Origin of the sequence: Microbacterium sp. ANT_H45B (assembly GCF_008369345.1) — a bacterium.
Lineage (GTDB): Bacteria > Actinomycetota > Actinomycetes > Actinomycetales > Microbacteriaceae > Microbacterium.
In genome coordinates this window covers 783,134-802,457 of sequence record NZ_VOBK01000002.1, presented here as the reverse complement: position 1 = coordinate 802,457, position 19,324 = coordinate 783,134, and the positions used below count along the sequence as shown (strand labels likewise).

20 protein-coding genes are annotated in these 19,324 nt (G+C 69.4%); 12 read left to right on the top strand and 8 right to left on the bottom strand.

Features of this window, described 5'->3' with window-relative positions:
- Nucleotides 1–82 precede the first annotated feature (82 nt).
- A complete protein-coding gene (locus FQ142_RS10410) occupies nucleotides 83–1,306 on the top strand; it encodes an LLM class flavin-dependent oxidoreductase (RefSeq protein ID WP_149423214.1) in 1,224 nt (407 codons plus the stop codon).
- Nucleotide 1,307: 1 nt separating this feature from the next.
- The gene (locus FQ142_RS10405; RefSeq protein WP_149423213.1) at nucleotides 1,308–1,952 is read left to right on the top strand and encodes an FMN reductase; all 645 of its coding nucleotides are present in this window, start codon (nucleotides 1,308–1,310) and stop codon (nucleotides 1,950–1,952) included.
- Nucleotides 1,953–2,015: 63 nt separating this feature from the next.
- On the opposite strand, the gene FQ142_RS10400 is transcribed toward FQ142_RS10405, so the two are convergent.
- Nucleotides 2,016–2,711: a response regulator gene (locus FQ142_RS10400; protein ID WP_149423212.1), complete on the bottom strand. Its 696-nt coding sequence runs from the start codon at nucleotides 2,709–2,711 to the stop codon at nucleotides 2,016–2,018.
- Entirely contained in the window at nucleotides 2,708–3,979 is a 1,272-nt protein-coding gene (locus tag FQ142_RS10395; RefSeq protein WP_149423211.1) for an ATP-binding protein, read from the bottom strand. Before FQ142_RS10395 ends, FQ142_RS10400 begins: the two co-directional genes overlap by 4 nt.
- Before the next feature lie 161 nt (nucleotides 3,980–4,140).
- Between FQ142_RS10395 and FQ142_RS10390 the strand changes: the two genes are divergently transcribed.
- Nucleotides 4,141–5,580 (top strand): cation:dicarboxylate symporter family transporter, encoded by a 1,440-nt coding sequence (locus FQ142_RS10390; protein ID WP_149423515.1) that lies wholly within the window; start codon nucleotides 4,141–4,143, stop codon nucleotides 5,578–5,580.
- Nucleotides 5,581–5,640: 60 nt separating this feature from the next.
- Here FQ142_RS10390 and FQ142_RS17490 read toward each other — a convergent pair whose 3' ends face one another.
- Together FQ142_RS17490 and FQ142_RS10385 are read right to left on the bottom strand one after the other, a co-directional pair.
- Nucleotides 5,641–5,817 (bottom strand): DUF5302 domain-containing protein, encoded by a 177-nt coding sequence (locus FQ142_RS17490; protein ID WP_162247495.1) that lies wholly within the window; start codon nucleotides 5,815–5,817, stop codon nucleotides 5,641–5,643.
- 10 nt (nucleotides 5,818–5,827) lie between these two features.
- The gene (locus FQ142_RS10385) at nucleotides 5,828–6,442 is read right to left on the bottom strand and encodes a DedA family protein (protein WP_262492121.1); all 615 of its coding nucleotides are present in this window, start codon (nucleotides 6,440–6,442) and stop codon (nucleotides 5,828–5,830) included.
- Between the two features lie 154 nt (nucleotides 6,443–6,596).
- On the opposite strand from FQ142_RS10385, the gene FQ142_RS10380 reads away from it, so the two are divergent.
- Nucleotides 6,597–8,522 carry a GDSL-type esterase/lipase family protein gene (locus tag FQ142_RS10380; RefSeq protein ID WP_253385941.1) on the top strand — a complete coding sequence of 642 codons (1,926 nt, stop codon included), beginning with the start codon at nucleotides 6,597–6,599 and terminating at the stop codon, nucleotides 8,520–8,522.
- A gap of 19 nt (nucleotides 8,523–8,541) precedes the next feature.
- Here the strand turns inward: FQ142_RS10380 and FQ142_RS10375 are convergent, their stop codons facing one another.
- Complete coding sequence (locus tag FQ142_RS10375) at nucleotides 8,542–9,852, bottom strand: UDP-glucose dehydrogenase family protein (RefSeq protein ID WP_149423208.1); 1,311 nt, start codon at nucleotides 9,850–9,852, stop codon at nucleotides 8,542–8,544.
- A 365-nt stretch (nucleotides 9,853–10,217) separates the two neighbouring features.
- Between FQ142_RS10375 and FQ142_RS10370 the strand changes: the two genes are divergently transcribed.
- From FQ142_RS10370 to FQ142_RS10350, 5 genes are all read left to right on the top strand, one after another.
- Nucleotides 10,218–12,488 carry a polyribonucleotide nucleotidyltransferase gene (locus FQ142_RS10370; protein WP_056416836.1) on the top strand — a complete coding sequence of 757 codons (2,271 nt, stop codon included), beginning with the start codon at nucleotides 10,218–10,220 and terminating at the stop codon, nucleotides 12,486–12,488.
- Between the two features lie 211 nt (nucleotides 12,489–12,699).
- Nucleotides 12,700–13,728 carry an aldo/keto reductase gene (locus tag FQ142_RS10365; protein ID WP_056416840.1) on the top strand — a complete coding sequence of 343 codons (1,029 nt, stop codon included), beginning with the start codon at nucleotides 12,700–12,702 and terminating at the stop codon, nucleotides 13,726–13,728.
- Between the two features lie 78 nt (nucleotides 13,729–13,806).
- Nucleotides 13,807–14,409, top strand: a complete 603-nt coding sequence (locus FQ142_RS10360; RefSeq protein ID WP_056416844.1) for a histidine phosphatase family protein — start codon at nucleotides 13,807–13,809, stop codon at nucleotides 14,407–14,409.
- 58 nt (nucleotides 14,410–14,467) lie between these two features.
- A complete protein-coding gene (dapB, locus tag FQ142_RS10355; RefSeq protein WP_149423207.1) occupies nucleotides 14,468–15,208 on the top strand; it encodes a 4-hydroxy-tetrahydrodipicolinate reductase in 741 nt (246 codons plus the stop codon).
- Complete coding sequence (locus tag FQ142_RS10350; RefSeq protein WP_262492120.1) at nucleotides 15,205–15,642, top strand: hypothetical protein; 438 nt, start codon at nucleotides 15,205–15,207, stop codon at nucleotides 15,640–15,642. Before dapB ends, FQ142_RS10350 begins: the two co-directional genes overlap by 4 nt.
- A gap of 6 nt (nucleotides 15,643–15,648) precedes the next feature.
- Here the strand turns inward: FQ142_RS10350 and FQ142_RS10345 are convergent, their stop codons facing one another.
- From FQ142_RS10345 to FQ142_RS10335, 3 genes are all read right to left on the bottom strand, one after another.
- Nucleotides 15,649–16,074: an OsmC family peroxiredoxin gene (locus tag FQ142_RS10345; protein WP_056416857.1), complete on the bottom strand. Its 426-nt coding sequence runs from the start codon at nucleotides 16,072–16,074 to the stop codon at nucleotides 15,649–15,651.
- A gap of 105 nt (nucleotides 16,075–16,179) precedes the next feature.
- On the bottom strand, nucleotides 16,180–16,746 hold the full coding sequence (locus tag FQ142_RS10340; RefSeq protein WP_149423206.1) for a DUF4395 domain-containing protein: 567 nt from the start codon (nucleotides 16,744–16,746) through the stop codon (nucleotides 16,180–16,182).
- 20 nt (nucleotides 16,747–16,766) lie between these two features.
- Entirely contained in the window at nucleotides 16,767–17,177 is a 411-nt protein-coding gene (locus FQ142_RS10335; protein WP_149423205.1) for a thioredoxin family protein, read from the bottom strand.
- Between the two features lie 96 nt (nucleotides 17,178–17,273).
- On the opposite strand from FQ142_RS10335, the gene FQ142_RS10330 reads away from it, so the two are divergent.
- Genes FQ142_RS10330 through FQ142_RS10320 form a run of 3 tightly spaced genes read left to right on the top strand, consistent with a single transcriptional unit; the run spans nucleotide 17,274 to nucleotide 19,317 of the window.
- Nucleotides 17,274–18,083 (top strand): thymidylate synthase, encoded by an 810-nt coding sequence (locus tag FQ142_RS10330; protein ID WP_149423204.1) that lies wholly within the window; start codon nucleotides 17,274–17,276, stop codon nucleotides 18,081–18,083.
- Nucleotides 18,080–18,556 (top strand): dihydrofolate reductase, encoded by a 477-nt coding sequence (locus tag FQ142_RS10325; protein ID WP_149423203.1) that lies wholly within the window; start codon nucleotides 18,080–18,082, stop codon nucleotides 18,554–18,556. Before FQ142_RS10330 ends, FQ142_RS10325 begins: the two co-directional genes overlap by 4 nt.
- Nucleotides 18,556–19,317, top strand: a complete 762-nt coding sequence (locus tag FQ142_RS10320) for an SDR family NAD(P)-dependent oxidoreductase (RefSeq protein WP_149423202.1) — start codon at nucleotides 18,556–18,558, stop codon at nucleotides 19,315–19,317. The genes FQ142_RS10325 and FQ142_RS10320 overlap by 1 nt, the downstream gene beginning before the upstream one ends.
- Nucleotides 19,318–19,324 lie beyond the last annotated feature (7 nt).

The following is a 19,324-nucleotide window of genomic DNA, read 5'->3' as shown; positions in this document are numbered from 1 at the left end:
TTGCTGGCATCGCGTTGACTCAGATACATTCACATGAATAGAACCGGATGCGCGGCACCCGATTCGAGAAGACGGAGCAATCATGAGCGAGCAGGCAGGCGTCCCGGTGCAGTTCGGCATCATGTCGGTCAGCGACATCACCCGCGATCCCACGACCGGCGTCACGCCGAGCGAGCAGGAGCGCATCAAGGCGACCCTGCGGATCGCCACGCACGCGGAGGAGGTCGGTCTCGACGTCTTCGCGATCGGCGAGCACCACAACCCGCCGTTCTGGTCGTCCAGCCCCACCACGTTCCTCGCTGCGCTCGCCGCGCAGACCGAGCGTCTGATCGTGTCGACCTCGACGACCCTGATCACCACGAACGACCCGGTGCGCATCGCCGAGGAGTACGCGATGCTCCAGCACGTGTCGGACGGCCGCATGGACCTCATGCTGGGTCGCGGCAACACTGGACCGGTGTACCCGTGGTTCGGCCAGGACATCCGCCAGGGTCTTCCGCTCGCGATCGAGAACTACGCGCTGCTGCACAAGCTGTGGCGGGAGGACGTCGTGGACTGGGAGGGCAAATTCCGCACACCCCTGCAGGGCTTCACCTCGACGCCGCGTCCCCTCGACGGTGTCGCTCCATTCGTCTGGCACGGCTCGATCCGTACACCCGAGATCGCCGAGCAGGCCGCCTACTACGGCGACGGGTTCTTCGCGAACAACATCTTCTGGCCCAAGGAGCACTACCAGCGTCTGATCGAGCTGTACCGTCAGCGCTACGCGCACTACGGACACGGCGCGCCGGAGCAGGCGATCGTCGGTCTGGGCGGTCAGGTGTTCATGGCGGCGAAGTCGCAGGATGCCGTGAACCGGTTCCGCCCGTACTTCGACAACGCCCCTGTGTACGGGCACGGTCCGAGCATGGAGGACTTCACCGAGATGACCCCGCTCACTGTCGGGTCGCCGCAGCAGGTGATCGACCGCTATGCCGCGATGCGCGAGCACTACGGGGACTACCAGCGGCAGCTCTTCCTCATCGACCACGCCGGTCTTCCTCTGAAGACCGTGCTCGAGCAGCTCGACATCCTGGGCTCCGAGGTCGTGCCGGTACTGCGCAAGGAGCTGGCGAAGGATCGTCCGGCGAACGTCCCGGACGCGCCGACCCATGCGTCGCGGGTGCTGGCCGAGTTCGGCGACGGCCCGACCCGCCAGGCGCGGCCCGGAGCGAACCGGGGCGACAATCTCACGGGAGACTCGCCCTACCAGGACACGCCCGCTCCCGCCGGTTCCGCCTTCGGTCTGAGCCGGAAGGGTGCCTGAGATGGCCAGCCGTCGGATCGCCGTCGTCTCAGCCGGGCTCTCGAACCCGTCGTCCACGCGTATGCTGGCCGACCGGCTCGCTGCTGAGACCGTCAAGGCACTCGCCGGTCACGACATCGAGGCGACAGTCGACGTCGTCGAGCTGCGGGACTACGCGCACGACATCACGAACAACCTGCTCACGGGGTTCGCACCGCCGGCGCTGGACACGGCGATCAACACCGTGGTGTCCGCCGACGCGCTCATCGCGGTCACGCCGATCTTCTCCACGAGCTACAACGGCCTCTTCAAGTCGTTCATCGACGTGCTCGACCCCGACGCCCTCACCGGGATGCCCGTGCTGATCGGCGCGAACGCCGGCACGGCCCGGCATTCGCTCGCGATCGACTACGCGATCCGCCCGCTCTTCGCCTATCTGCATGCGGATGCCGTCTCGACGGGCGTGTTCGCGGCCTCCAGCGACTGGGGCGGGGCGGGCGACGACGTCGCCCCTCTCGCGAAGAGGGTGGAGAAGGGCGCGCGTGAGCTCGCCGAGGCCATCGCCCGACGGGACACCACCGAGGTCCTCGACCCGTACGATCCCGCGACCTACCTCGGCGAGGGGCGGTCGTTCGGTCACATGCTCGGCGGTCTCGCCGGAGAGTGACCTCGACGTGCGCCGCTCGACGACGATCGAGCGGCGCACGCGCGGTCTCGGGACCGCGCCCTGTCAGTCGTGACCGTCTGAACGCCGATTCCAGCCGTACTCGGTCTCCGGACGGCCCCGCGCCCCGTACCGTGCACTGCGGATGACCACTCCGGACGCGGCGAGGTGCTCGAGGTACCGGCGCACCGCGACGCGGGACATGCCGAGCCGCTCGGCCGCCTCGCTCGCCGACATCGCACCTCCGGCGCGCAGCGCGCCGGTGACCTTCTGCAGGGTGTCGTCGGAGAGCCCCTTGGGGACGAGGACGGTGCCGGTGGCGCGGCCCAGCAGGGCGTCGATCTCCGATTGGGTGGCCTCGCCGTCGGTCGATCGCGCCTGCTCGCGATACGAGCGGTAGGCGGTCAGACGCTCCTGGAAGACCGCGAACGGGAACGGCTTGACCAGGTACTGATACACCCCCAGAGCGGCCATCTGCCGAACGCTCTCGGCGTCCCGCACACCGGTGATCGCGATCACGTCGATCGCCGTGCCGCGCGCGCGAAGTGCGCGCAGGACGTCGATCCCCGAACCGTCGGGCATGGTCAGATCGAGCAGGACGAGGTCGAACGGCCGATCCGAAGGCTGCGCCAGCAGGGCCGAGAGCGCGGCGCGGGCTCCGGCGCACTCCCCGGCGACGACGAAGCCGTCGATCCGGTCGAGGTAGGACCGATGCAGTTCGATCGTCAGGGCGTCGTCGTCGACGAGCAGGGTGCGGATCACGTCGACGCCTTCCCCCGCGTCGGGGGGAGGACGACGCGGAAAGTCGTCGGATCCTCGGACACCGCCACAGTGCCCCCGGCCCCGAGCACCACCGAGCGGACCAGTGCGAGGCCCACGCCGCGTCCCTGCGTGTCCGTCTGCTTGGTCGAGAATCCCTGGACGAAGATCTGCTCGCGGAGCGGCGCGGGGATGCCGTGGCCGCTGTCCGAGACCTCCAGCAGGATGCCCCCGTCGGCGGACGTCTGCAGAGCGACCTCGACCCAGCGTTCCTCGGCCTCGCCCGCCGCATCCATGGCGTTGTCGATGAGGTTGCCGAGCACGGCGACGCTCTCGACCGCCGACAGCGGCGACCGCGGCGTGTCGGGATCTATGCGCACCCGCCAGTCGATGCCACGCTCCTTGGCCTGCGACGCTTTGCCGAGCAGCAGCGCGCCCACCGCAGGGTCGCCGGCGCGACGGGCCGTGACCTGGTCGACCAGGGATTGGCTCTGCCGCGACGTCTCGGTCAGGATCTCGATCGCCTCGTCCGTGCGTCCGAGCTCGAGCAGGGCGACGGCGGTGTGCATGCGGTTCCCGTGCTCGTGGGTCTGCGCCCGGATCGCGTCGCCGAGGGTGCGCAGGGACTCGTACGACGACACCGCGTCGCGCACCTGCCCCGGCGGCAGATCCCCGGCGATCCGGCGCGTGAACCGGCGAGCCGCCAGAGCGCCGAGCGCCCCGAACGCGACGAGCCCTGCGGTGATGCCGAGGGAGAGGGGGAGCCTGCGCACCAGGGTCTCCGAGATCGATTCGATGGTCACGCCGGAGGAGACCCAGCCCACCGCGGCGCCGCCGGGCCCGATCACGGGCACGATCGTGCGCACGGACGGGCCCAGCGTCCCGGTGAACACCTCCGTCAACGGGCGCGGCGCATCGGGGATGGTGCCGAGGTAGCGAGCGCCGATCTGATCGAGATCCGGATGCGTCACGCGCGTGCCGTCGAGGGTCATGATCGTCACGAAGTCCAGGCCCGCATCGGCGATGACGTCCAGCGCATACGGCTCGAGCGCGGCGCTGGTCGCCGCGACATCGTCGCCGCCGAGCGTGTCGACCACGAGCGGGGAGGATGCGACGGTCGCCGCCGTCGCCGCCGTGACCCGTTCGGCCTCGGCATGGGTGGCCCGCTGGGCATCCACCACCAGGAACACCGCGACCAGCGCTCCGAGGACGATCGCCGCGACCAGCAGCACGAGGAAGACCCGTGAGGCGATGCTGCGCGCGGGTCTCATCGGGTCCTTCCGATCGGCGGTGATCGCGGGTCTGTGATCCCGGTAGTGACCAATACGACCACAAATGGTGCCGCGGAGGGAAGTCGGCGACGGTGAAGACACCGACAGGCGACGACGCCGTCGGTCATGAGACGACGACGTTCATGATCAAGGAGGAAAACATGGCCATCACGACGGGGTTCTCCCTTCCCGGTTTCAATTCTCGCCGCGGCAAGCAGGCCTGGGACAGGCACACCTGGCTGTACGTGTCGGTGATCATCGCGGTCGTCCTCGGCGCGGCGGTCGGTCTGCTCTGGCCGCAGGTCGGTCAGAGCCTGGAGCCGATCGGCAAGGGGTTCGTGTCGCTCATCAAGATGATGATCGCCCCGATCATCTTCTGCACGATCGTGGTGGGCGTCGGATCGATCGCCAAGGCCGCCACCGTCGGCAAGATCGGCGGGCTGGCGCTGCTGTACTTCATGGTCATGTCGACGTTCGCCCTCGCGATCGGCCTCGTCGTCGGCAACATCATCCACCCCGGTTCCGGCCTCGACATGGCCAATTCGAACTACGACGCGACCGACACCGAGGCGAAGACCACGACCGAGTTCGTCCTCGGCATCATCCCCACCACGTTCTTCTCCGCGTTCACCGGTGAGAGCGTCCTCCAGGTGCTGTTCATCGCCCTCCTGGTCGGCTTCGCCCTGCAGGGACTCGGGGAGAAGGGCGCGCCGATCATGGATGCGGTGAAGAACCTGCAGAAGCTGGTGTTCCGCATCCTCGGGATGATCCTCTGGCTCGCGCCGCTCGGTGCCTTCGGCGCGATCGCCGCGGTCGTCGGCAAGACCGGCGTGGCTGCGATCTGGAGCCTGGGCGTGCTCATGATCGCGTTCTACATCACCTGCATCCTGTTCATCGTGGTCGTGCTGGGGACGCTGCTCTACGCGGTCACCCGCGTCAACATCTTCAGCCTCGTGAAGTACCTCGCCAGGGAGTACCTCCTGATCGTCGGCACGTCGTCGTCGGAGTCCGCACTGCCCCGACTGATCGCGAAGATGGAGCACATCGGCGTCTCGAAGCCGGTCGTCGGCATCACCGTGCCGACCGGATACTCGTTCAACCTCGACGGCACTGCGATCTACCTGACGATGGCCTCGCTGTTCATCGCCACGGGCATGGGCCAGCCGATGACGATCGGTGAGCAGATCGGTCTGCTCGTGTTCATGATCATCGCCAGCAAGGGCGCCGCCGGGGTCACCGGTGCAGGGCTCGCGACTCTCGCCGGCGGCCTGCAGGCCTACCGCCCCGACCTGGTCGACGGCGTCGGGGTCATCGTCGGCATCGACCGCTTCATGTCGGAGGGGCGTGCGCTCACCAACTTCACCGGTAATGCGGTCGCCACCCTGCTCATCGGCACGTGGACGCGTCAGATCGACCGTGACCGCGTGACGCAGGTGCTGAGCGGCCGGATCCCGTTCGAGGAGTCGCAGCTCGACGGCGTCGACGAGCACGGCATGGTCGACGAGGAGAAGGCCGTCGACGTGCAGGGGCTCAAGGAGTCCGCCCTCGATGAGATGGCGGCCAAGCAGGCACGGGCACGGGCCCGCGAGGTGCGCGGCTGAACCCGAGCCGAGGAGAGGGATGCGGGAGTCGGCGATTCGTCGGCTCCCGCATCCGTGCGGTCAACCGCTCTTGCGTCGGAACTCGCGCCGCGTCTGCGGGGCGGCTGCGCCGTGGACGGCGGAGTCGCCATCCAGGTGCGACTCGCCCTGACGGTGGTGCGCGTTCTTCTTCTCGAGCGCTTCCTTGAACTTGCGCTTCATGTCCTCGGTGGAGGAGGCGCCTTCTTCGGTGCTCATGCCCGCAAGCCTAGGCCACGTCGCTGCGCGGCGGCCGAGCGGAGTCCGACGATCCGCGTCGTCCGCGTCGCACCGCGAGGTCGATCACCGCACCGAGACCGAGAGCCACGGCGACAGAGACGACGACGGCCACCATCGGACCCCCGGGGATCACCGCGGCCACCACCGCGCCGACCGACGCCTGGTACGCGGCCCAGCCGAGAGCGGCCGTCGTCACGAGGCCGAGATACCGGCCGGGATGGATGCGCGAGGCACCGGCGACGAGGTTGATCGCCAACCGCGCGAAGGGGACGAAACGCGCCGTGAAGAGCACGCTCGCCATGCCGCTGTCGAGCCGGAGCCCTGCCCAGTCCAGCGCGGCCCGGATGCGAGGGCGACGCATCCACCCCCAGCGCTCGAGACCCACGCTGCGCCCGATGAGGTAGCAGGCGATGTCGCCCAGGGCCGCTGCCGCTCCCGCGCACCCGATGACCGCCCACAGCGAGGGCGACCCCGACGACGAGGCGATCGCGCCGAGGACGGTCACGGCGATCTCCCCGGGCACGACCACCAGGAAGGCGTCGCCGAAGACGAGGAGGCTCATGACGGGGAGGGCCCAGGGGCCGGTGAGCAGATCGAGCGGCACCCCTCCACAGTGCGCGCCGGAGGTGAACGGCAACCAACGTCGGGATAACCGGTGACCGGCGCTCCAGCATCCGGTGAACTTCTGGTGGCAGCAGCCCGTTCGCGCCTCAGCCGGGGCCGACACCGGGCATCCTGGGCGGGTGAGAGTCGCGATCGTGACCGAGTCCTTCCTTCCGCACATGAACGGTGTCACCGGATCCGTGCTGCAGATCCTCCGGCACCTCGAGCGCACGGGCCATGAGGCGCACGTGCTCGCACCGGATGCCGTCGGCCTGCCGACCGAGATCTCCGGCGCGGCCGTCGAAGCCATCCCGAGCCTGGCGCTCCCCGGCTACCGCAACGTCAGGGTGGGGACCTCGCCTGCGCATCGTGTGGCGGCCTCCCTCCGACGGTTCGAGCCCGACGTCGTGCACCTCGCCTCGCCGTTCGCGCTGGGATGGCGAGGTGCGCTCGCCGCAGAGCGTCTGGACGTGCCCTCGGTGGCGGCCTATCAGACCGATGTCGCGGCGTACGCGGCGAGATACCGGGTCCCGGCGACCACGGGGCTCGCCCACACCCACATCGCGCGCCTGCACCGGCGCGCGACCCTCACGCTCGCGCCCTCGGAGGACGCCGCGCTCCGACTCGCCGACCTCGGAGTCGATCGGGTCAGGCGATGGGGCAGGGGAGTCGATGCGGAGCGCTTCCAGCCGATGCGCCGGAGTGTGCAGCTGCGTGCCGAATGGGGTGCCGAGACGGTGATCGGCTACGTCGGCCGACTCGCTCCGGAGAAGCAGGTGGAAGACCTCGCGGTGCTGCAGGACATCCCCGGGGCGCGCCTCGTGATCGTGGGGGACGGGCCGACCCGACCCCGACTGGAAGCGCTGATGCCGAGCGCGGTGTTCCTCGGGCATCTCGAGGGGGATGCGCTCGCCGCCGCGCTGGCGTCCTTCGACGTGTTCGTGCACCCCGGCGAGAGCGAGACCTTCGGTCAGACGCTCCAGGAGGCGCACGCCAGCGGAGTGCCTGTCGTCGCCACCGGACGCGGCGGGCCGCTCGACCTCGTGCGGATGGGGATCGACGGATGGCTCTACCGCCCCGGAGATCTCGACGATCTGCGCATGCGCGTCGCCGATCTCGCCGGCGACGTCCGAAAGCGCAGAGCGTTCGGGGCCGCCGGGCATCAGGCCGTGCAGGGACGCAGCTGGGCCAGCGTCTGCGACCAGCTGCTGGGCCACTTCGACGAGGCGACCGCACTGCAGGCCGTCGACGCGGGAGCGCGTGCTCGCCGCAGGACCAGACCCGAGCCGTCTCGGCCGATCGTCGCCCGTCGCTGGCAGCGGTACGTCGCGCTGGGGGACTCGCTCACCGAGGGGCTGTGCGACCCCGGACCCGAGGGAACCCTGCGCGGCTGGGCGGACCGGCTGGCGCTGCTGCTCGCGTCCAGGGGAGGACTGCACTATGCCAACTTCGCCATCCGCTCGAAGCGCGTGCGCGATGTCTGCGAGATCCAGCTGCCGCGGGCGATCGAGCTTCGTCCCGACCTCGTGTCGGTGCTGATCGGGGCCAACGACCTCGTGAAACCCCGTGTCGACGTGCCCGCGCTCGCCGCAGAGCTCGAGAGCGCCGTGGCCCGCCTCCGCGGCATCGGCGCCGACGTGGTCCTGGTCACGCCCTTTCTCCCCGACCGCCGTGCGGCAGCCGTCTACGCCGCGCGCTTCGCGTCGTTCGCCACCGCACTGGCCGGTATCGCGGCACGCACCGGCGCGATCCTGATCGATACCGATCTGCATCCGACGCTGCCCGAGCGTCCCCACTGGGGTGAGGACCTCGTGCATCTCAGCAGCCGCGGTCATCGCTTCCTCGCATACCGGGTGGGGGAGGTGCTCGGCGTCCCGCACGCCGATGCGCTCGGTGCGCTCGACGCGTCGCTCCACGAGGACGAGGCGATCAGTGCCGGGCTGTGGTGGCGTCGCCACGCGCTGCCCTGGGTGTGGCGACGCCTGCACGGCCGTGCGGCCGGAGACGGCCGGGTCGCGAAGCACGACGACTACGTCTACCTCGGGCGCTCGCGAGCGCCGCGAGGGGTCAGCGTCGGCTGATCGTCGCTGCGGCTGCGAGTCAGCGGCGACCCATGCCGTGATACGACCAGCCGGCCGCGCGCCAGAGATCGGCGTCGAGGCAGTTCCTGCCGTCGATGATCACGCGCCCGGCGACCAGCGATCCCGCATGCTCGGGGGTGAGGTCCCGGCGGTACTCGTCCCATTCCGTGACGATCACGACGGCGTCCGCGTCACGCAGCGCGTCGTCGCGTTCGGCGGCGTATCCGAGCTGAGGGTGCGCGGCCGCCGCGTTGGCGAGCGCCGCCGGATCCGTCACCACGACGTCGGCGCCCAGCCCTCGCAGCCGCACAGCGACGTCGAGCGCGGGGGAGTCGCGGATGTCGTCGCTGAAGGGCTTGAACGCCGCGCCGAGCACCGCGACCCGTCGACCGAACACGAGCCCGCCCAGTGCGTCGACGACCATCTGCACCGCCCTGTCGCGACGACGCAGGTTGATCGCGTCGACCTCGCGGAGGAACCCCACGGCCTCTCCGCGTCCCAGCTCCTCGGCACGTGCCGTGAAGGCACGGATGTCCTTGGGCAGGCACCCGCCGCCGAAGCCGATCCCCGAGCCGAGGTAGCGTCTGCCGATGCGGGTGTCGTGGCCCAGCGCATCCGCGAGCAGTGCGACGTCGGCGCCCGCGGCCTCGGCGATCTCGGCCATCGCGTTGATGAACGAGATCTTGGTGGCGAGGAAGGCGTTCGCGGCGCCCTTGACGAGCTCGGCGGTCGCGAGATCGGTGACCAGGAACGGGCTGCCCGCGGTCACGGCGGAGGCGTACGCTTCCCGCAGCAGCGTCGCGGCCCTGACGCCCTCGGCTCCGTCGGGCACGCCGACGACGAGTCGATCGGGTGTGAGCGTGTCGTGCACAGCCCAGCCCTCGCGAAGGAACTCGGGGTTCCACACCAGTGTCGCGCCCGTCTCGTCGACAAGCGCGGCCAGTCGTTCCGCGGTGCCGACCGGCACCGTGGACTTGCCGGCGACGACATCGCCACGGCGGAGATGGGGGATCAGCGACTCCACGGCCGCGTCGACGAAGCGCAGATCGGCCGCATGCCCGCCCGCGACCTGCGGGGTGCCCACGGCGAGGAAGTGCACGTCGGATCCGCTCGCGTCCGCCATATCGCTGCTGAACCGCAGGCGCCCCGACGAGAGGCCCTCGCGCAGCAGCTCCTCGAGCCGTGGTTCGAAGAACGGCGCCGTGCCGCCCGCGAGCACCGCGACCTTGTGCTCGTCGACGTCGATACCGACGACATCGTGTCCGATCGAGGCCATCGCTGCGGCGTGCACGGCACCGAGGTACCCGCATCCGATCACTGACATGCGCATGTGCCCACGAGACCTGACGCTCCTCACGCGAGGGCGTCCGAGGGGTGAACGTCGCATGGACGGCGAATGTCGGAACAGCCGGCCGCCGAGCCCACGGGGCTTTTCGGGCCGCCGCTGATAGGCTGGAGGCGGTCGACGCGTGTCGACCGCATAACTTCATATCGACTCATGGAGCGATCGGCGGAGAGCTGGTCCCCTGTGGTGGGTTCCTCGGCGGGTCGCGTCGGGTGGCTTTCTACTGGTGGCCAGCGCAGGTGACATTCGCGGGAATGCCCGCGCGCCCATATCCTGCCGCATCCGCTCCTTCATGAATACGCTCGCGTGCCATACGGGTACGCGAGCCTAAACAAAGAAGGAGAGACCTCTTGGAAGGTCCTGAAATCACCGCCACCGAGGCCGTTCTCGACAACGGCCGCTTCGGCACCCGCACCATCCGCTTCGAGACCGGCCGCCTCGCGCAGCAGGCTCAGGGCGCAGTCGCCGCGTACCTCGACGGCGAGACCATGCTCCTCTCGGCCACCAGCGCAGGCAAGCACCCGCGCGAGGGCTTCGACTTCTTCCCGCTGACGGTCGACGTCGAGGAGCGCTCCTACGCCGCCGGCAAGATCCCCGGCTCGTTCTTCCGTCGTGAGGGCCGCCCCTCCACCGAGGCGATCCTCGTCTGCCGTCTGATCGACCGTCCGCTGCGTCCGTCGTTCGTCGACGGCCTGCGCAACGAGGTCCAGGTCGTCATCACGGTGATGTCGATCGCTCCCGGCGAGTACTACGACGCTCTCGCGATCAACGCGGCCTCCGCGTCGACGCAGATCTCGGGTCTGCCCTTCTCGGGTCCCGTCGCCGGTGTGCGCCTCGCGTTCGTTCCCGGCCACGGCGAGCACGCCGACCAGTGGGTCGCGTTCCCGAATGCCGAGCAGGTCGCAGAGGCCGTCTTCGACCTCATCGTCGCCGGTCGCGTCGTCACCAAGTCCGACGGCTCTGAAGACGTCGCGATCATGATGGTCGAGGCCGAGGCCACCGAGGGCAGCTGGAACCTGATCAAGGCCGGCGCCACCAAGCCCGACGAGACCATCGTCGCGCAGGGCCTCGAGGCGTCGAAGCCCTTCATCGCCCAGCTCGTCAAGGCTCAGGCCGAGCTCGCGGCGACCTCGTCGAAGGAGCCGGGCGTCTACCCGGTCTTCCCGGCGTACAGCCAGGAGGTCTACGACTTCGTCGCCGGCCGCTCCTACGACGAGCTCGTCGGCGTCTACCAGATCGCCGACAAGTCCGACCGTCAGGCTGCGGATGACGCGATCAAGGACCGCGTCCGGGCAGAGCTCATCGAGGCCACCGAGTCGGGTTCGCTCCCGGCCGGCGCCCCGCTGGAGTTCTCCGCGGCGTACAAGTCCGTGACGAAGAAGATCGTGCGCGGCCGCATCCTCACCGAGGGCGCTCGCATCGACGGCCGTGGCCTCGCCGACATCCGTCCGCTCGACGCCGAGGTGCAGGTCATCCCGCGCGTGCACGGATCAGCGATCTTCCAGCGCGGTGAGACCCAGATCCTGGGCGTCACCACGCTGAACATGCTCAAGATGGAGCAGCAGATCGACTCGCTGTCGCCCACCACGAGCAAGCGCTACATGCACCACTACAACTTCCCGCCCTACTCGACCGGTGAGACCGGCCGGGTCGGTTCGCCGAAGCGTCGCGAGATCGGGCACGGCTTCCTCGCCGAGCGCGCGCTCGTGCCGGTCCTGCCGAGCCGCGAGGAGTTCCCCTACGCGATCCGTCAGGTGTCCGAGGCGCTGAGCTCCAACGGCTCGACGTCGATGGGCTCGGTCTGCGCGTCGACCCTGTCGCTGCTGAACGCCGGTGTGCCGCTGCGCGCACCCGTCGCCGGCATCGCCATGGGCCTCGTCTCCGATGAGGTCGACGGTGAGACCCGCTACGCGGCGCTGACCGACATCCTCGGTGCGGAAGACGCTTTGGGCGACATGGACTTCAAGGTCGCGGGTACGGGTGAGTTCATCACCGCCATCCAGCTCGACACGAAGCTCGACGGCATCCCGACCTCGGTCCTCGCCGGTGCGCTCACGCAGGCTCGCGATGCCCGTCTGACGATCCTCAACGTCCTGAACGCCGCGATCGACGCGCCCGACGAGATGGCGCCCACCGCGCCTCGCGTCATCAGCGTGCAGATCCCGGTCGACAAGATCGGTGAGCTGATCGGCCCGAAGGGCAAGACGATCAACGCGATCCAGGACGAGACCGGCGCGCAGATCTCCATCGAGGAGGACGGCACCGTCTACATCGGCGCGACCGACGGACCGTCGGCCGAGGCCGCGCGCGCCCAGGTCAACGCGATCGCGAACCCGACCAACCCCGAGGTGGGTGAGCAGTTCCTCGGAACCGTCGTGAAGATCGCGACGTTCGGTGCGTTCGTCTCGCTGCTTCCGGGCAAGGACGGTCTGCTGCACGTCACCGAGGTGCGCAAGCTCGCCGGTGGCAAGCGCGTCGAGAACGTCGACGACGTCCTTTCCGTCGGACAGAAGATCCTCGTGAAGATCACGAAGATCGACGACCGCGGCAAGCTGTCGCTCGAGCCCGTCATCGACGAGGCTCCTGCGGATGCTGCCGCCGAGGAGTCCGCTGCGGAGTAATCCCCAGCGCTTCGACACGGAGCCCGGTCGTCCGTCAGGACGCCCGGGCTTCGTCGTCCCCGACGTGACCAAACCGTTATGGGAAGTTCGCTCGCCGTTCCCCGGATTGGTCGGGGAGTTCGCGGAACTCGCCTACTCTCGAAGTACGCACCGGGGGGTGTATTCGGGCAGTGATGCGGGCCGTGGTCCACGGCCGAAGCGGGGTGAGGATATGCGGTTGTTCGGCGTAGGCGCAGGAGCCTCGAACGACCGTGCGCAGGAGGGCGTGGCGGAGCATCCGTCGGCACCCATCCCGATCGTCGGACCCGGAATAGGGGAGGGCATCCGTGTCCCGCTCGGAGAGACGGGTTTCGAGACCTTCCCGCTCATGCTCGGCGCCGCGGAGTTCGGCTGGAACGTCGACCTGGAGACCAGTCACGGGATCCTCGATCGCTACGTCGAGTTCGGGGGGAATGCGATCCACACCGCCGACGGCTTCTCCGGCGGACGCAGCGAGCACATCATCGGCCAGTGGCTGCAGTCCCGCGGTCAGCGGGAACGCTCCGTCGTGAGCGTGCGCATCGGTGCGCACGCCGACAACCCGGGTCTCGGATCCGTCAACCTCGTTCGCGCCGTCGAAGGATCGCTCACCCGACTCGGAGTCGAGCGGATCGACGTGCTCTACCTCGACGCGACTCTCGACAGGACGACGAACCTCGAAGACACGCTGGCGACCGTCGAATGGATGGTCGACGCCGGCAAGATCGGCGCGCTCGGAGCCTTCGGCTTCGCGCCCGAACGCCTCGTCGAGGCGCGGATCCTCGCCTCGGCCGGATACCCGCGCATCGAGGTCATCGACTCTCCGTACAACCTGGTCAGGCGTCAGCCGTTCGAGGGGGATCTGCGACTCGTCGCGGGAGCGCAGAGTCTCGCCGTGACCCCGTCGCATGCGCTGGAGCACGGATTCCTGTCGGGGCGGCACCGCAGCAAGGCGCTGGCCTCGAAGGGCGTGCGCGGAGAGCAGCTGCGCGGACATCTGAACCGCCGCGGCACCAAGATCCTCCGCGCCCTCGATCAGGTCGCCACCGAGCTCGAGGTTCCCGTCGCCGCCGTGTCGATCGCGTGGCTGCTCGCCCAGCGCACGGTCGCTGCGCCGATCGTGAACGCCTTCGCCGCCGAGCACGTCGACGAGCTGATGCAGGGCGCCGGTGTGACGCTGTCGCGCGCACAGGTCGCAGAGCTCACGCGCGCCGGCAACTGAGCGGTGTCACGACGCTGTCATAGACCTGGCATAGGGTGGAGTGGAACCGACAAACGCTGTCGATGAAGCGAGCGAGTTGTGACGCATTACATATATCTGGTCAGACATGGCGAACATCAGGACGCCGAGCACGGCCTCGCCGACGGACCCCTGTCGCCCCGCGGTCAGCGCCAGGCCGAGCTGATCGCCGACCGCCTCTCGGGTCTTCCGCTCGACGCCGTCTGGCACTCGCCCCTGCTGCGGGCGAACGAGACGGCCAGGGCGATCGCCGCGCGCCTGCCGTCGGTCGACCCCGCACCGACGGCGCTCTTGTTCGACTGCGTGCCCACCGGCATGACCGACGAGACTCCCGCCGCGTACGAGCCGTTCTTCGGGGCCGTCACCGACGCCGAGCTCGAGGCCGGGCGGGCGCAGATGTTCGACGCCGTCAACGAGTTCCTGGTGCGCAAGCCGGGAGACGTCCACGAGGTCCTCATCACCCACAACTTCGTCATCTCCTGGTTCGTGCGCGAGGTGCTCGGAGCTCCGGAGTGGCGGTGGATGACCCTCAACCAGGCGCACTGCGGACTCACGGTCATCGCGCAGAAGCAGGGCAGGCCGTGGACGCTGCTCACGCACAACGACACCGGCCATCTTCCGGTCGAGCTCCGCACCGGCATCCCCGACACGATGCCGGTCTGATCCTCCTGCCCTCGGCCCGCCGCCGGGGCACGGAGCCGCAGCGAAATAGACTGGGCGCATGACCATCCAGGTAGCACTCGTCGGCGGAACCGGCAAGCTCGGCTCGATCATCCGCGCGGTGATCGACGACCTCGAGGGCTTCGAGGTGGGCCGCGTGCTCACATCGCGCAGCGATCTCGCCGAGCTGGACGGCGCCGGACTCGTGATCGACGCCACCACGCCCCAGGTGAGCATCGACGTCGTGCGCGCGGCGGTCGAGCGCCGCATCAACGTGCTCGTGGCGACCTCCGGCTGGTCGACCCAGCGGCTCGCACTGGTGCGTCCGCTCGTCGAGGATGCGGGTACCGGTGCGGTGTTCATCCCGAACTTCTCCCTCGGATCCGTGCTGGGGTCCGCCCTCGCCGCCGCGGCCGCGCCGTTCTTCGGGTCCGCGGAGATCGTCGAGGCGCACCACGAGGCGAAGGTCGATTCCCCGAGCGGCACCGCCGTGCGGACGGCCGAGCTGATCGCCGCCGCCAGGGCGGAGCAGGGGCCGGTGAGCGCGCCTCACGCCGACCAGCGTGCCCGTGGTCAGCAGGTGGGCAGTGTGCCCATCCATTCGCTGCGTCGTCCAGGCGTGATCGCGAAGCAGGAGGTCGTGCTCGCGGGCCCCGGGGAGTCGCTCACCTTCACCCACGACACCGTCGAGCCCGCTCTCGCCTACGCGCCCGGAATCCGCCTCGCGGTGCCGTTCGCCGCGCAGGCCACCGGCGTGCACGTCGGGCTGGAGAGCATGATCGACATCGGCATCCGCTCATGATGTCGAGGATCGGCGTCGCCCTCATGGCCGCGGCGCTGCTGGTCTACCTCGCGGTCGCGATCTGGCTCGCGGTGATGTTCTTCGCCGTCGGCACCGCGGTGTCGATCGGTATGGGAGTCGCATTGATCGTGCTCGCGCCGATCGGTGCCTGGGCGCTGGTGCGGGAGATGCAGTTCGGATTCGCGGCGGACCGTCTGGGCCGTGAACTCGATTCCGAGGGCGGCATGCCGGAGGCGGAGTCGGAGCTCACCCCCAGTGGGCGTATCGCTCGCGCGGATGCCGACCCGCTGATCGCGCGGTATGCAGCCGAGGCCGACGCTGCCCCGAGCGACTGGAGAGCACGGTATCGGCTCGGGGTGGTGCAGGACGCCGCAGGGCGCCGCAAGGACGCCCGCGCGAGCATCCGTGCGGCGATCCGCGCGGCGCGAGGCTGAGGCGACTCAGGCCAGCGTGGCCTCGAGCGTGATCTCGATGCCCGCGAGAGCCTGGGAGACCGGGCAGCCGACCTTGGCGTCGGCGGCGATCCGCTGGAAGTCCTCGGCGCTCAGCCCTGGTACGACGGCGTTGACGTTGAGGTGGCTGCCGGAGATCCCGACGCCCGGCTTGAAGGTGACCGAGGCGCTGGTGTCGACGCGCTCGGGCGGAGTGCCGTTCTCGGAGAGCGCGTGAGACAGCGCCATGCTGAAGCACGAGGCGTGAGCGGCGGCGATCAGCTCCTCCGGAGTGGTGGTCGTGTCGCTGCCTTCGCTGCGCGCCTTCCAGTTGATGGGGAAGGTGCCGAGCTTCGACGAGGAGAACGACACGGTGCCCGAGCCCTCCGCGAGGGATCCGGTCCAGGTGGTGGCGGCTTCGCTGGTGACGGGCATGATCTCTCCGATTCTCGCGCTGCGGGATGTGCGGACGCGTGTCCTGTCAGCCTACCGAGCGGGGCGAGGCGGGGGAACAGTGCTCGGGCGGGCGGCGCTTTATCCTCAAGTCGCGGCGGAGCCGCGCGCGACGAGTCCTGCGCGCTGCAGGAGCAGGTACAGCTGGCAGCCGAGGCAGACCGAGAAGGCGGCGTTCAGGAACGCGGCGACGAAGGCCGCGGCGGTCGCGATCGGAAGCGCCCACGGCACGCCGACCAGATGCAGGACGAGTCCGACGGTGACGACGAAGAGCCCGACGCCCTGTGCGAAGCGCGGCGGACGCGGGTCCTCGAGCTCGGTCGGGGGCGAGAGCCGAGGGCGCACGAACCGCCGGAAGACGACGCCCCAGGGTGCGGTCGAGGGCCATGCGACGCCCCAGAGGAACAGGAGCGCGATCACGACGGCGAGGAGGAAGCCCGGGTCGACTGCCCGCTGGGCGAGCGATGCCGAGGCGACCGCCCAGGTGCTGGATCCGAATTCCGCCGTCGCGAGCGGCTGGTACGCGAACCAGCCGAACGTCCGGGCTGTCGAGATCCCGATCAGACCGAGGAAGGTGGCCACCAGCAGGAGCACTGTCGTGATCGTGGCCGCGAAACGCGGCCCGCGCGGGTCGATACCGGGGGTGCTGGTCATCTCTGCTCCAGGATCTCTCGTCAGGCGGCGAGGGCGTCGGTCAGGGCGTGGCGCTGCGGTACGCCGTGGAAGCGGGCCACGACGGCGCCCGAGGCGTCGACGACGAAGGTGGTGGGGGTCTGGAGCACCCGATAGCGGGACGCCAGGTCGGGGCGATGGGTGAGATCGACCTCGACATGGTGCACGCCGTCGTGCTCGGCGACGTACGACGAGAGCATCCGTCGCACCTGCGGGCAGCGCGTGCACATCTCGGTGCTGAACTGCACCAGGGTGGCCTGAGAACCCAGAGCGCCGACGCCCGCATCGGCGGGGTCGAAACGCAGTCGACCGCCCGCTCGCCGGCGGCCGTCGCGGACGCGCAGCACGATGCCGACGGCGGTGGCGAGCGCGAGCAGAGCCACGGCCGCGGCGAGGGCGAGTGCGGGCGACATGGATCGAGGATACGGGGCCGATGACAGGCCGAGGGTGGTTGTGTCGGCTCATGACGATCGGGCATCCGCGCCCCGAGGGCGGGTAGTCTGGCAGACATGAGCGCAGCCGTCCCGACGCCGTATGAAGACTTGCTCCGCGACGTGCTGGAGTCCGGCACGCACAAGTCGGATCGCACCGGCACCGGGACCACCAGCGTCTTCGGCCGGCAGATCCGCTTCGATCTCTCCCAGGGCTTCCCCCTGATCACGACGAAGCGCGTGCACTTCAAATCGATCGCCTACGAGCTGCTCTGGTTCCTCCGCGGCGAGTCGAATGTCAGGTGGCTGCAGGACAACGGGGTCACGATCTGGGATGAATGGGCCGACGAGACCGGCGACCTCGGTCCGGTGTACGGCGTGCAGTGGCGCTCGTGGCCGACTCCGGACGGTCGGAGCATCGATCAGCTCGCCGAGGTGATCGAGCAGATCCGTCAGTCGCCCGACTCTCGTCGCCTCATCGTGTCGGCGTGGAACCCCGCCGACATCCCGGACATGGCCCTCGCGCCCTGCCACGCCCTCTTCCAGTTCTACGTCGCCGACGGCAGGCTCTCCTGCCAGCTCTACCAGCGCAGCGCCGATCTCTTCCTGGGAGTGCCGTTCAACATCGCCTCCTACGCGCTGCTCACCCTCATGGTCGCGCAGCAGGTGGGGCTCGAGCCCGGCGACTTCGTCTGGACCGGTGGCGACTGCCACATCTACGACAACCACGTCGAGCAGGTGCGCGAGCAGCTGAGCCGGGAGCCGTATCCCTATCCGACGCTGCGCTTCGCCCGCACCCCGGAGTCCGTGTTCGACTACCGGTACGAGGACTTCGTCGTCGACGACTACCAGCACCACGCCCCGATCCGCGCGGCGGTCGCGGTATGACCTGGGTCGGCCTCATCTGGGCGGAAGCCAGGGGAGGGGTCATCGGCGCCGAAGGCGGCATGCCCTGGAACGTCCCCGAGGACCTCGCCCACTTCAAGGAGACGACCCTCGGCGCGCCCGTGATCATGGGACGCAAGACCTGGGACTCTCTGCCCCCGCGGTTCCGTCCTCTTCCCGGTCGCGACAACATCGTGGTCACGAGACAGCAGGACTGGTCCGCGGAGGGCGCCACCCGTGCTGCCACCGTGATCGATGCGGTACGCGGACACGAGAGGGTCTGGATCATCGGCGGGGCGGAGATCTTCCGCCTGGTGATCGCCGATGCGGACCGCCTGGAGGTCACGGAGCTCGATCTCGACGTCACCGGCGACGCCTACGCGCCCGACAAGACCGGCTGGCGGCTGGTCGACGAGTCGGAGTGGGAGACGTCGCGCTCCGGCATCCGCTACCGCTTCCTCGGATACGAGCGCTGATGCCCACCGCACTCATCACGGGCGCGAGCGCCGGACTCGGCGCCGAGTTCGCCCGCGAGCTGGCTCGTCGACGGGCGGACCTGATCCTCGTCGCGCGGACGACCGAGGCTCTCGAAGACGTCGCCGCGGAACTGCGCGGCGAATACGGTGTGGCGGTGGAGGTGCTCGCGGCCGATCTGTCGATCACGGCCGATGTGCAGCGCGTGGCCGATCGTCTCGGCGATGCGTCGGACCCGGTGGACCTCCTGATCAACAACGCGGGCTTCGGGCTGCCGCTGCAGTTCGCCGACAACGACATCGACGACGAGGTGCGCCACCTGCGGGTGCATGTCGAGGCATCGATGCGCCTCATGCATGCCGCGCTCGGATCGATGCGCGGCCGCGGAGGACGCATCATCAACGTCGCCTCCGTCGCCGGCTTCATCTCTCGCTCCACCTACTCGGCGTGCAAGAGCTGGCTCATCGGCTTCAGTCGCTGGGCGAATGTCGAATACGCGTCCGAGAAGGTCAGCGTGACGGCGGTCTGCCCGGGGTTCACGCACACGACGTTCCATGAGCGGATGGGACTCGCCCCCGGTCACGAGGGCGTCCCGTCCTTCCTGTGGCTCGATGCGCGAGACGTGGTCCGTGAGGGTCTCCGCGATGCGGCGCGAGGCAGGGCCGTCTCGGTCCCGTCGCTGCGCTACAAGGCGATCGTGGCAGTCGCGAGCCTGCTCCCGAGCTCCGTGACATCGGGTGTGGCGAGGCGCGGGCGCGTCTGATCCGCGT